The sequence below is a fragment of the Acinetobacter sp. YH01004 genome, from assembly GCF_013420455.1.
In the GTDB taxonomy this organism is placed as follows: domain Bacteria; phylum Pseudomonadota; class Gammaproteobacteria; order Pseudomonadales; family Moraxellaceae; genus Acinetobacter; species Acinetobacter towneri.
This window is the reverse complement of sequence record NZ_VOXZ01000002.1, coordinates 88,145-101,358: the sequence shown is the minus strand read 5'-3', so window position 1 is coordinate 101,358 and position 13,214 is coordinate 88,145. Positions and strand designations below refer to the sequence as shown.

Sequence of the window (13,214 nt, the reverse complement as noted above, 5' to 3'; positions counted from 1 at the left end):
TCAGTCCAATATTATAATTGAAATCTAACCGTTAATTTTAATTAAGATTTTGAAAAATATATAAAAAATTTAATTGAAATTTACGCCTGCGTTCCCATATATCCATCAAGTACACAATTTGTTGTGAGGAATAACAAGAATGCGTTTTGAAAAGTTTACCAACCGCCTACAGCAAGCTTTATCCGATGCCCAATCTCTCGCGATAGGGAAAGATCATACTGCCATTGAAGGCATTCACTTATTGGCGACTTTGCTCGAAGAAGCTTCCAATGTCAGTTTATTACAACAAGCAGGCGCAAACCTACGTGATTTGCAAAGCAAATTACAGCAAGCGATTGCTGATGCACCGACTTTGGCCAATCCAACAGGCGATATCAACTTAAGTCCAGATGCGGTTAAAGCCTTGAATTTGGCTGACAGTTTTGCCCAAAAAGCAGGTGATGAGTTCTTGTCAACCGATTGGTTGATGCTGGGTTTGACCGAAGTGGGCGCGACCAAAACACTACTGAACAGTGTAGGCGTGACCTCAGATAGTTTGCGTAGCGTGATTGACAAAATTAGAGGGGATGAAAAAGTCATGAGCAATAATCACGAAGATCAACGTGACTCACTCAATAAATATACCATCGATTTAACCGAACGTGCGTTGGCGGGCAAGCTAGACCCTGTAATTGGTCGTGATGATGAAATTCGCCGTACCGTTCAGGTGTTGTCACGCCGTACCAAAAACAACCCAGTACTCATTGGTGAACCTGGTGTGGGTAAAACTGCGATTGTTGAAGGTTTGGCGCAGCGTATTGTAAATGGTGAAGTGCCAGAAAGCTTAAAAGGTAAACGTGTTTTATCTTTAGATTTGGGCTCATTGTTGGCAGGTGCGAAATATCGCGGTGAGTTTGAAGAACGCCTAAAAGCGGTCTTAAAAGACTTGGCGAAACAAGAAGGTGAAGTCATCTTATTTATTGATGAATTACACACACTTGTGGGTGCAGGTAAAGGCGATGGTGCCATGGATGCAGGCAATATGTTGAAACCTGCATTGGCGCGTGGCGAATTGCGCTGCGTCGGTGCCACTACTTTAGATGAGTATCGTCAATATATTGAAAAAGATGCGGCTTTAGAGCGTCGTTTCCAAAAAGTATTGGTCGATGAGCCAAGTGTAGAAGACACCATTGCAATTTTACGAGGTCTGAAAGAACGCTACGAAGTGCACCACGGGGTTAAAATTTTAGATTCGGCGATTATTGCCGCCGCTAAAATGTCGCACCGTTATATCACTGACCGTCAACTTCCCGACAAGGCAATTGATTTGGTGGATGAGGCAGCGTCACGGATTAAAATGGAGCTAGATTCTAAGCCTGAAGCCTTAGATAAATTAGAGCGCCGTTTAATTCAATTAAAACTGCAACTTGAAGCCGTGAAGAAAGATGAAGATGCAGGCAGCCGTGCTGAAGTTGCACATCTGGAAAAACAAATTATTGAAGTTCAAAATGAATACAATGATTTGGAAGAAGTTTGGAAAGCGGAAAAAACCTTGGTTGAAGGCACTAAGCAAATTCAGACTCAGCTTGATCAGGCACGTATGGCATTGCAAAAAGCGCAGCGTGAAAATGACTTGGCGGAAATGTCACGTTTACAATACGGTGTGATTCCTGAGTTGGAAAAACAACTGGCACAAGATGAGTTGGTTGAAGAGAAAGAAGAACCAAAATTATTGCGTAACAAAGTTACGGACAATGAAATTGCTGAAGTCGTGAGTGCTGCAACGGGCATTCCTGTATCGAAAATGCTGCAGGGTGAACGTGAAAAATTGCTACACATGGAAGATTTCTTGCATAACCGTGTGGTGGGGCAAGATGAAGCTGTGGTGGCGGTGTCGAATGCGGTACGTCGTTCACGCGCAGGTTTGTCTGATCCTAACCGTCCAAGTGGTTCGTTCCTGTTCCTTGGCCCAACAGGGGTAGGTAAAACAGAATTGACCAAAGCGTTAGCGAACTTCTTGTTTGACAGCGATGACGCCATGATTCGGATTGATATGTCTGAATTTATGGAAAAACACTCGGTCAGCCGTTTGGTCGGTGCGCCTCCAGGCTATGTCGGTTATGAAGAAGGTGGTGTATTAACCGAAGCAGTACGTCGTAAACCGTACAGTGTGGTGCTGTTTGATGAGGTGGAAAAAGCCCATCCAGACGTATTTAACATCTTGTTGCAGGTGTTGGATGATGGACGCCTAACCGACTCGCAAGGTCGCGTGGTGGACTTTAAGAACACTGTAATTGTGATGACTTCTAACTTGGGTTCACACGAAGTACGTGAATTGGGTGACAATCCAACACGTGAAGAAGTGCGTACCGTGGTCATGGCCGCAGTTTCACAACATTTCCGCCCTGAGTTTATTAACCGTATTGATGAGTTGGTGGTGTTCCATTCACTGGAAAAAGCACAAATTCGTGGCATTGCCGATATTCAATTGGATCGTTTACGTGCGCGTTTAAGCGAACGCGACTTGAGCTTGTCGATAGACGATACTGCATTTGATCAATTGATTGAAGCAGGTTTTGACCCAGTCTACGGTGCGCGTCCATTGAAACGTGCAATTCAGCAACAAGTGGAAAACACATTGGCGCAAAAAATACTCGCAGGTGACTTTGTTGCGGGTGATACGATTTTAATTAAAGCTGAAAATGGTCATTTGCTGTTTGAAAAAATGAAACTCAGCTAATTGGCTATGTGTAAGCAACTTTTAAGAAACCCAGCTTCGGCTGGGTTTTTTATGACTGACAATTTAGGTCACATAAGTGAAATTTTTGGTAAAAAATGACAGCTATTTTTAATATTTTGTGATGAATATTGTATTTAAGTGATTTATTTGCAAAACAATTATCTTTTTTAAAGAAGATTAATTATAATTTATTGTTCAATAAGAATAGATAAATTCTGAGCAGAATCTATGTCAAAAATAGTATGGGGTGGAATGGGGGTTGCAGTGTTGGCAGGAGCTGTCACTGCAGGAAATTTATATGCAGATAAGAGCCTGCGTGAGCATTATCAACAAAATTTAAATCCTGTACCCAATGTTAGTGTGCAATATACGGACTACGACATGGGGACTTTAACAGGTACTGCCAAATGGAAAATGACCATTATTGCAGACCCATGTAATGCTAAAGAAAAACTGGTGTTTCACGGACAAGATCAAATTCAGCGGACATGGAAAGGTTACCAAATTGATTCTAAAATGAATCTGGAACAAGGGCAGGGACAATTTTCCGAGTTCTTTCAGCAGCCTCTAAATGTGACAACGCAAGTGAATTGGTTGGGTGTATCGACCACGAAATTGAGCATACCTGCTATAGAGAAAAAAGAAGCAGGACTTGAAGCTAAATTTTCTCCTATGCAGATTGAGTTTCAGGCGAAACAAAGTCAGGGGCAGCAGAAAATTGTAAATATGAGTTTTGATGTGCCTCAATTGACGGTGCTGGATCAATTTGGACATCTTCAAGTAAAAGGCATGCAGTTTAAAACCAATCAGGCTTTGAATGTGCAGTCTTTAGAGCCGGGCTATTTCCAATTCAGTATTGCAGAAATGCAGCGTCAAGACCCAAAAGCAGTGGGTTCAGGCAAAATGAAAGACTTCAGTTGGCGTATGGATACTCAACTGCATGAGCGCACGGTAGATATTCAATCGAAATTTAAAATTGCCGAGTTAGGTTTAAATAATGTGCCTGCCATGCAAGACCTGCAAGTGAATTGGGATGTTAAAAACTTGCAGCGCAGTAAAATGCAGACGTTTCTTGATATTGTGCAAAAACAAAACAACTCATGCCTAGAAGCGGAAAACTTTGAGAAAGAAGTTCAACAAGCCTTGTTGGCTGTGATTAATGAGGGCTTTCAGTTCGAATCCAAGAAGAATCAGTTGAAATTAGGCACAGGCAGTATTCGGGCAGATTTGGTTGGTAAAGTGATGCCAGGGCATCAAACCACTGTAGAAGGCTTAGCGAAAATGTTCCCAAGTTTGCTAGAAGTGCAAACCGATGTGAGTTTTAACAAGCAAGTGGTCAAAACCATTATGAATAATTATATGAATGCTGCAGGTAAAAGCATGTCTGATCAAGAGTTGGAACAGATACTCAGTGCGATGCAAAGCAATCAGCAAATTCAACGTGATGGTGATGAATTTAAACTGTCGATGCATTATCAATATGGTGAAAAGAAGTTTTTAACTGGTCAATAATCTAGATACTGATCTACGATACAACAAAGCCTGTTCAAATGAACAGGCTTTGTTGTATTGCCATATCGTTTATTTAAACAGGCGGGTGCTGAATTTTCCAAGCACGGTGGATTTTGGTGTTGCGTTTGAAATCTTGCCCAATGGTTTCATGGCTAATTTCCTGCACATCAAACATGGCTTCAATTTCTTCATCCATTTCAAAACCACGGTAGTTGTTGGAGAAGTACAGCGTTCCGCCTGTGGTTAAGCGGTTCATGGCACGCTTAATTAAAGAAACGTGGTCGCGTTGTACGTCAAATGTTCCGTAGAACTTTTTAGAGTTTGAGAAAGTTGGTGGGTCAATAAAGATCAGATCATATTGTTCATGACCTTCTTTGAGCCATTCAAAACAATCACTGGCAAAGAATTGATGTTGTTCATCGGCATGGTCTACCGTTAAACCATTCAATACAAAGTTTTCTTTAGACCAATTCAAATAAGTATTGGATAAATCGACGCTGGTGGTACTTGCTGCACCGCCAAGCGCGGCATGTAAACTTGCAGTTGAGGTATAACTGTATAAATTCAGGAAGTGCTTGCCACGTGCTTCTTTGGCAATACGTAAACGCATTTGACGATGGTCAAGGAACAAGCCTGTATCTAGGTAGTCGGTGAGGTTAACCAAAATTTTAGCCTGACCTTCTTGCACAATAAAACGCTTCGAGGCGGTACTTTGTTTGGTGTACTGGTTTTTACCTTCCTGACGGGCACGGGTTTTAATAAATACCGCATCGCGCCCTAAACCTGTCACGGCACGAATGGCTTGTAAGGCAAGGTTAAAACGCTTTTTGGCTTTTTCAGGATCAATTTTTTTCGGCGGCGCATATTCCTGCACGTGCAAACGGTCGCCGTATAAATCGACTGCGACATTAAAGTCAGGTAAGTCTGCATCGTATAAACGCAGGCAATGCACATTTTCTTTCACCGCCCATTTTTTCAGGCTCTGCATGTTTTTTTGCAAACGGTTGGTGAAATCTTCTGCGCCTTCAATGGGTTCAAACTGTTGCGGTTGCCAATCTGCTAAGAATGGGCGTGCGAATGTTGCAGGTTTGATCGTACCAAAACGGACATAAATTGGCAGTTTACCGTTCATCAAACGTAAAATTTGCGGGTCATTGAAAGCCAACACATCGGCTTGTTCAACTTGGGCTGCAATGACGGCTGCTTTTTGATTTGGGAAATGCTTTTGCAAGAGGGCAGACAGACCCAAATATAAGGCACGGTTCGAGGCTTTATCGCCCAAACGCTCACCATAAGGTGGGTTGGTTACAATAAAGGCCTTTTTACCTTCGGCTTGAAAGTCGGGCCAGTCAGCCAAAGTACGTTCTTCAATTTGAATCTGATCGAGCAGACTTTCAAAACCTGCCGCAATAATATTTTGCTTGGTGGCTTTGACTGCTTCCCAGTCGGCATCGAAAGCATAAAATTTTGGCAATGGTTGTTGTAATGCAGTTTGATGGCGTTCAGCCGCTTCTGCTTTAATGCTCATCCATAATTCATGGTCGTGACCTTGCCAACCGTTAAAACCGAAACGACGTACCAAACCCGGTGCACGGTCAGTCAGCATCATCAATGCTTCAATAATAAACGTACCCGAACCACACATTGGGTCTAAAATAATGTCGGGTTGAATTTGTTGTAATTGACCTTTTTGCAGAATCGCTGCGGCAAGGTTTTCTTTAATTGGGGCATCGGTCATAAAACGACGATAGCCGCGTTTATGCAGTGAATCGCCAGATAAATCTAGGCAGTATGTATGTTCTTTTTTACCTGCCAACACGTATAAGGTAATTTCAGGCTGTTTGATGTCAATGCTTGGACGTTTGCCCACTGCATCCATAAATGAATCGACCACACCATCTTTAACGCGCAAGGTCGCAAATTGGCTGTTCACTTTAATGTCACGCTCTATATGCAAACGCACTGCAAAAGTACTTTGTGGCGCAAAAATCAGTGACCAGTCAAAGCTCAGCGCACCTTCATAAAGCTCTTCGGCTACATCGCGCGCGTCGTGACTAAATTCAATTTCGTGTGTGTGAATTGGTGTAAGGACACGTGAGGCTAAACGTGACCACATGCAGACACGATAGGCATTTTCGAGTGTGCCTTTGAAAATTAAACGACCCGGTAAACGTTCGATATTTTGAATACCTAAACCTTGCATTTCTTCTTGCAATAAGGTTTCAAGTCCATCTGCACAGGTGACCCAATATGTAGAAAGACGGGGTTTCGAATTCATGAAAATTTCCAAAAGCAATTCAGCAATCGGCTATTTTACCGTATTTTGTGCTAGAAAACTTAGTGATTTAGCGTGAATCGTGCAGAATTTTAAAGGTCTAGGTTTGAAGAGCTTCAGGGCATTTTTTACTGTTTTTTTCTAAAAAGGCAATGAGGATGTAATGACATCTCTAAAAAATTTTGAGTGATTGTATTGCGGAAAAATAAAAACCTGAATATTCACATGATTGGTATGTATTTTGCTCATACATTGTTGTGATGGTGAACATTTTGCAGATGAGCATCAAACACTGCAAAACAACAATGAAGCGATAAGGGGAATATTTAAATGACCACGGCTACTTTAAACACGGCACAGGCTTTAACAGCAAATAACGAGATTTTTTCAGTTGCCACTTTAATTTATACGCGATTAAGACGGGTCAGTGGACGTGTGATTGATGTCATGTATCTGGTTGAAAATTCAGACTATGCACGTGCTGTGCTGCAATTGGCGCTCGCTACACACGATGAGGAATTGTGCCGTTATGCGCTGCGCTTAAACAGTATATTGGCTAACTTAATGGATGCTGATGCAGAAATAACGTCGCCACAGACTGAAGCGCAGCAATTAGATGCAGTAGAAAATATAGAAAATATAGATGACTTGACTGAACCTACAGCTGAAGAAATTTATCGGGCGCAGGTGTCCCATCATTATATAGGGGCACTGCGTTAAACGGTGAATTGTACAGACTATGCCTACATAGCCTGAAGGTTGCGTAGGCAGTTGTAGGCGAAGATTGACCCACCAGATGTTCATCAAGCTCATATCAAGATGATTGGCTAGCAGAGCAGTTAAATATAAATGCCATCCTTTCACATCGCTTTGTAGAGTATTAAGCATGAAAGAAAGTGTAGATGAGTCTGCATGACTTAATTTTTAAAATCATAAGTTTCTTTTGACTAAATCATGCCAAGTTACACTGCTTTGCCAAATCAATTTCTGTATAATGCGTTAACTTAACGTATAAGGAATCTCTCATGCATTTGGCGGCATTGCATACTCCGAGCCAGATTCAATTGAATAAAGATGGGCATTTAAAACACTTTTTAACCATCGAAGGTCTTTCCAAAGAAACCCTCACCCAAATTCTGGACACAGCACAGTCCTTTTTCAATGAACAAAACCAACTGATCACCAATAATTTGCTCGAAGGGCGCACGGTGATGAATTTGTTCTTCGAAAACTCTACTCGTACCCGCACCACATTTGAAGCCGCAGCCAAGCGTCTTTCTGCCAATGTACTCAATATTGATATTGCCCGTTCAAGTACCTCTAAAGGTGAAACTTTGCGTGACACTTTGTGGAACTTAGAGGCGATGGCTGCTGACATTTTTGTGGTGCGTCATTCATCTTCAGGTGCAGCACATTTTATTGCTAAAACGGTTTGCCCAAAGGTTGCCATTATTAATGCGGGTGATGGCCGTCATGCACATCCAACGCAAGCGATGTTGGATATGCTGACCATTCGCCGTGAAACCCAACGACCTTATGAAGAATTAAGTGTTGCGATTATTGGTGATATCAAACATTCACGCGTGGCGCGTTCCGATGTGGCTGCCTTGCAAACACTGGGCTGTAAAGACATTCGCGTGATTGCACCGAACACCTTGTTGCCCTACGGTTTTGATGAATATGGCGCAGGCGTGCGTTTATTTAACAAAATGGAAGAAGGCATTAAAGATTGCGACGTGATTATCACCCTGCGTATTCAAAATGAACGTATTGATTCGCCAGCACTTGCCTCACAAGCCGAATTCTACAAAATGTACGGTTTAAACAAAGAGCGTTTGGCGCTTGCAAAACCAAACTGTATTGTGATGCATCCTGGTCCAATGAACCGTGGTGTCGAAATTGATTCAAGCATTGCCGATGGGCCTCAATCGGTGATTTTAAATCAAGTAACCAACGGTATTGCGGTACGTATGGCGGTATTGGCCTTGGCGATGCAAGGTCAATTGCAAGAACAAGGTTTGATTGACGCGATTGCGGTATAAGGAAAAAGTCATGGCGATTGTAAAAATTGAAAATGTACGTGTGCTTGACCCAATCCAGCAAATTGACCGCGTACAAACGGTATATCTTGAAAATGGCAAGTTGGTTGCAGAAAGTGCAGATATTAGCGAAAGCATAGATGCCCAAGGTCAATGGCTCATGCCAACTATGGTCGATTTATGCGCACGTTTACGTGAACCTGGTCAGCAACAACATGGCACGCTCAAATCTGAAGGCAAGGCCGCACGTGAAAACGGAATTCTGCACTTATTTACGCCACCCGATTCTAAACCAATCGTGCAAGACAACGGTGCACTCATTCATGGTTTGGTCGAAAAAGCCATGTTGGATGGTGGCATTTATTTAGAAGTGATTGGTGCACAAACTCAAGGTTTAAACGGCAAGCAGCCTGCCAATATGGCGGGACTGAAAAAAGGCGGCTGTAGTGCAGTGTCCAATGCCAATGCACCTTTTGAAGATGATGATGTCGTGATTCGCACACTGGAATATGCTGCAGGTTTGGACATGACCGTGGTGTTCTATGCCGAAGAACCGCAAATTGCTAAAGATGGCTGTGTGCATGAAGGTTTTATTGCATCGCGTCAGGGCTTGCCTATGATTCCAACTTTGGCAGAAACCGTAGCGATTGCCAAATATTTGCTGATGATTGAAGCCACAGGTGTACGTGCGCATTTTGGCTTATTGTCTTGTGGTGCATCAGTTGAATTGATTCAACAAGCTAAAGCCAAAGGTTTGCCTGTCACTTGCGATGTGGCGATGCATCAACTGCATTTAACCGATCAAATTATTGATGGTTTTAACTCGTTAGCGCATGTACGTCCGCCACTGCGCTCAGAGCAAGACAAAGCATTACTGCGTCAAGGTGTAAAAGATGGTGTGATTGATGCGATTTGTACTCATCATGAGCCGTTAAATAGCTCTGCAAAAATGGCACCATTTGCAGATACTTTGTCAGGTTTTACTGCATTTGATACTTATATTCCATTTGGGATTCAACTGATTCAGGAAGGTCTGTTCAGTCCATTGGAATGGGTAGAAAAAGTGACACTTGCACCTGCGCGTGTGGCAAAAATGCAAAGTCGTTGGGAACAGGAAGCGGGTTGGGTCTTGGTTGATCCAGAAGTGGAATGGACACTGAACAAAGAAACGATTGTGTCACAAGGCAAAAATACGCCTTTGATTAATCAAGTTGTAAAAGGCAAAGCAGTACGCGTCTTTACTGCTTAATATGCTCTGATTGATATTTTATTTTCAAGTTTAAATAAGAGTCAGCTTCGGCTGGCTTTTTTATTGAATTTTAACAATCCCCAAATAGAAAATCGAAGAAGAGACTCTACATTCCGTTGACTCAAATTTCACAACAAAATCAAAACACCACAATTTATTACATTTGTTTAAATTTTAAGCATATACACTAAAAAACAACTTGAAAACAAAGACAAAAAAGAGGGCATATATATGCAAACAGATTTTATAGACTTGCTCAAACAAAGTGTGTCATCCATTGTATTGGAAGGGGAAACCCAGCATTTGCTTGAAAAAAATCAGGCATTAAATAGTTTTTATCCCATTTTATTGTCTATTTTAAATTCACGACCTGAACTGATTGACAATCTGCTGCGACAACTGAATCCACGTGTGGGCGATGTATTTGGTTCAAATCTATCTTTAAAACAGCAGTTTTTAGATTTGGTCAGCGGCACAGCACCGCAAACCGAAATTGAAAACACCCTGAATCGTTCAATTGCACCAAGTTTAAACTTTTTGGAAAATCAGGCAGGTTCATCTGACCCAGTTGCAATTCAGCATTTACTGCAAAACAATTTAGATTCAATTCAGGCGGCTTTACCGCAGTGGGCAACAGCATTATTGGCTGCTTTGGGGGTAAATAATGCTGCGGGCCAAACCGTACATCAAGCACCTGAAGTCATTGTGACTGAGCCCGTAGAAGAACGCCGTTCGTGGTTATTGCCAATTTTAGCTTTAATTATTTTAATTGGTTTATTGGCATTTTTATTCCGTGCATGTAGTGACCGCAACCAAGCGCCTGCAACCACACAGACCCAAGTGGCAGCCAATCAGGCTGCAATGTTGCAAGTCAGTACAGGCAGTGATGGTAATTTGGTGACCTGTCAAATTTTGCTGAATAATCCAAGCTATATGGAAATTCTGCAGAATGAAGTGAAGCAAATTTTCAATCATCCAACAGGTTGTGGTGCAGAAAATTTTGCCAACTATCATTCGGAATTTATTGATCAGGACGTGATTCCAAGCGTTTTAAAAATGCTGAAAGGTGTACCGAATGTCAATTTAAACTGGGTGGGTAATCAACTGTCTATTCAAGCCGCGAACCCTGCCGATGCAGAGCGTTTAGCCAGTCAAATTCGTCCATTGGCTAAAAACATGACCGTAGTGACTCAGCAACCTGCAGAAACTACAGTAACCGATGTTAATCAGGCTGTAACCAGCAGTATTAGCAATGCAGAGCAGGCTTTGGCTGCAATTAACCCTGACAATATTCAAGCTTTGGATGTTGCGACGGCACTCAATATGCAAATCATTAATTTTGATTCTGCATCGACTGAAATTCCAGCAGCCAATAAGTCTATTTTAGATCAGGCTGCGGTATTGATGCAGCGCGCGCCACAAGTGCAATTAACCGTGAAAGGGCATACCGATGCCGTAGGTGATGCCAATGCCAACAAAACTTTGTCACAACAACGTGCGCAAGCAGTGGTCGATTATTTAGTATCACGTGGTGTAAATCCGGGTCAATTGCAAGCCATTGGTTTTGGTTCAGAGCAGCCGATTACAGCAAATGCAACCCCAGAGGGTCAGTTTAAAAACCGCCGGATTGAGTTTGAAGTCTTGAATGTAGATACAGGCACAGTGCGTAGTGTGGAAGATGCAGGCGTGGTAGAGCAAAAGACGCCTCAATCTTAAACAGGTTTATTTTCTTGTAAGATTAAACTTGTATTGAGCCTTCACTTTGCAAAGTGAAGGCTTTTTTTATTGCAGATCAGTGCCGAAGTATCGTGCAAATATCGAAATTGAAAGTAATTTTTGAATGCTCTTTGGTTTGAGGAATAGTTTTATAAATTAGTGATTTGTTGAGTAGATTGAATAAGTTGAGTGGGAAAGTATGAAAGTCAAAACAAACCCTCTCCCTTGTATTAAGTTTTAAAGCAGTGCATCAAAACTTGCAAAGGAGAGGGTTATTCACTCGAGATAAATTCATCAAGCTGCGACTTTTTGTAAGGCAACACCTGTGACTTTTTGAATTTCATCAAAACTGACATCGGGTGCAAGTTCAATCAACTTTACGCCTTGTGGAGTAATATCAAGCACGCCTAAGTCGGTAATGATACGATGCACCACCGCTTTACCTGTGAGTGGCAAACTGCACTGCGATACAATTTTAGGCGTACCATCTTTGGCACAATGTTCCATCAGCACTACAACTTTTTGTACGCCTGCAACCAAATCCATTGCACCGCCCATACCTTTAACTTTCTTGCCGGGAATCATCCAGTTGGCAAGATCGCCTTGTTCAGAAACTTCCATTGCCCCTAAAATAGCGATATTGACATGCCCGCCACGAATCATGGCAAAGGAATCTGCGCTAGAGAAAAAAGCCGCACCTTTACGCGCTGTCACAGTTTGTTTACCTGCATTGATCAGGTCGGCATCTACAGTTTCGGCAGTTGGGAACTCACCAATGCCAAGCAAGCCATTTTCGGACTGTAACCAGACATTGATATGTTCAGGAATATAATTGGCGACCAGTGTGGGTAAGCCAATGCCTAAATTGACATAAAAACCATCTTCTAATTCTTGTGCAGCGCGCTGCGCCATTTGATTACGCGTCCAAGCCATGTCTTAAGCCTCCGCCTTTAAAGTCATTTGTTCAATCCGTTTTTCTGGGCTTGCATTGAGGACAATGCGGTTCACATAAATACCAGCTAAGTGGATTTCGTCGGGGTCTAAATCGCCAATTTCAACGATTTGTTCAACTTCGGCAATGGTGATTTTGCCTGCCATAGCACAAACAGGATTAAAGTTTTGTGCTGTTTTACGGAAAATAAGATTACCCGCTTTATCTGCTTTGTAGGCTTTGACCAAAGCGACATCTGCAGTCAAAGATTCTTCTAAAATATAATCTTTGCCGTTAAATTCACGGACTTCTTTGCCTTCTGCAATGACAGTGCCTACACCTGTTGGGGTGAAAAATGCAGGAATACCCGCACCGCCTGCGCGTAATTTTTCTGCCAGTGTGCCTTGCGGGGTAAGTTCAACTTCCAGTTCACCGCTTAAAAACTGGCGTTCAAATTCTTTATTTTCGCCGACATAAGATGAAATCATTTTTTTAATTTGTTTGGTTTCAAGCAATAAGCCTAAACCAAAACCATCGACCCCTGCGTTGTTGGAAATACAAGTCAGCTGTTTCACACCTGTATCTTTTAACGCAGCAATCAAGGCTTCAGGAATACCGCATAAACCAAAACCACCCACCGCCAAGGTATGCCCATCTTGAACCACGCCATTTAATGCAGCTTGTGCGCTGTCATATACTTTATTGGACATTTGTCACCTCTTTATTCTCTGCACGGCATTCACTTGCCATGTTGTGTTGTTGCCATCCTTATT

General features: G+C 42.2%; 9 protein-coding genes. 6 read left to right on the top strand and 3 right to left on the bottom strand.

The window, feature by feature from the left end:
- Positions 1 to 139: 139 nt before the first annotated feature.
- Positions 140 to 2,719 carry an ATP-dependent chaperone ClpB gene (gene clpB, locus FTT71_RS00925; protein WP_004971561.1) on the top strand — a complete coding sequence of 860 codons (2,580 nt, stop codon included), beginning with the start codon at positions 140 to 142 and terminating at the stop codon, positions 2,717 to 2,719.
- Between the two features lie 228 nt (positions 2,720 to 2,947).
- Positions 2,948 to 4,231, top strand: a complete 1,284-nt coding sequence (locus tag FTT71_RS00920) for a DUF945 family protein (RefSeq protein ID WP_180160657.1) — start codon at positions 2,948 to 2,950, stop codon at positions 4,229 to 4,231.
- 73 nt (positions 4,232 to 4,304) lie between these two features.
- On the opposite strand, the gene rlmKL is transcribed toward FTT71_RS00920, so the two are convergent.
- Positions 4,305 to 6,509: a bifunctional 23S rRNA (guanine(2069)-N(7))-methyltransferase RlmK/23S rRNA (guanine(2445)-N(2))-methyltransferase RlmL gene (rlmKL, locus tag FTT71_RS00915; protein WP_004971555.1), complete on the bottom strand. Its 2,205-nt coding sequence runs from the start codon at positions 6,507 to 6,509 to the stop codon at positions 4,305 to 4,307.
- Positions 6,510 to 6,836: 327 nt separating this feature from the next.
- Between rlmKL and FTT71_RS00910 the strand changes: the two genes are divergently transcribed.
- From FTT71_RS00910 to FTT71_RS00895, 4 genes are all read left to right on the top strand, one after another.
- Positions 6,837 to 7,226, top strand: a complete 390-nt coding sequence (locus FTT71_RS00910; RefSeq protein WP_104851793.1) for a hypothetical protein — start codon at positions 6,837 to 6,839, stop codon at positions 7,224 to 7,226.
- A 305-nt stretch (positions 7,227 to 7,531) separates the two neighbouring features.
- Complete coding sequence (locus FTT71_RS00905; RefSeq protein ID WP_004971550.1) at positions 7,532 to 8,548, top strand: aspartate carbamoyltransferase catalytic subunit; 1,017 nt, start codon at positions 7,532 to 7,534, stop codon at positions 8,546 to 8,548.
- A 10-nt stretch (positions 8,549 to 8,558) separates the two neighbouring features.
- Complete coding sequence (locus FTT71_RS00900) at positions 8,559 to 9,794, top strand: dihydroorotase (protein WP_004971548.1); 1,236 nt, start codon at positions 8,559 to 8,561, stop codon at positions 9,792 to 9,794.
- Positions 9,795 to 10,025: 231 nt separating this feature from the next.
- Positions 10,026 to 11,510 carry an OmpA family protein gene (locus FTT71_RS00895; protein WP_180059811.1) on the top strand — a complete coding sequence of 495 codons (1,485 nt, stop codon included), beginning with the start codon at positions 10,026 to 10,028 and terminating at the stop codon, positions 11,508 to 11,510.
- A 294-nt stretch (positions 11,511 to 11,804) separates the two neighbouring features.
- Here the strand turns inward: FTT71_RS00895 and FTT71_RS00890 are convergent, their stop codons facing one another.
- Both FTT71_RS00890 and FTT71_RS00885 read right to left on the bottom strand, forming a co-directional pair.
- Positions 11,805 to 12,443, bottom strand: coding sequence for a CoA transferase subunit B (locus tag FTT71_RS00890; RefSeq protein ID WP_004971544.1), 639 nt, complete (start codon positions 12,441 to 12,443; stop codon positions 11,805 to 11,807).
- A 3-nt stretch (positions 12,444 to 12,446) separates the two neighbouring features.
- Complete coding sequence (locus tag FTT71_RS00885; protein WP_004971542.1) at positions 12,447 to 13,151, bottom strand: CoA transferase subunit A; 705 nt, start codon at positions 13,149 to 13,151, stop codon at positions 12,447 to 12,449.
- Between the last annotated feature and the right edge of the window lie 63 nt (positions 13,152 to 13,214).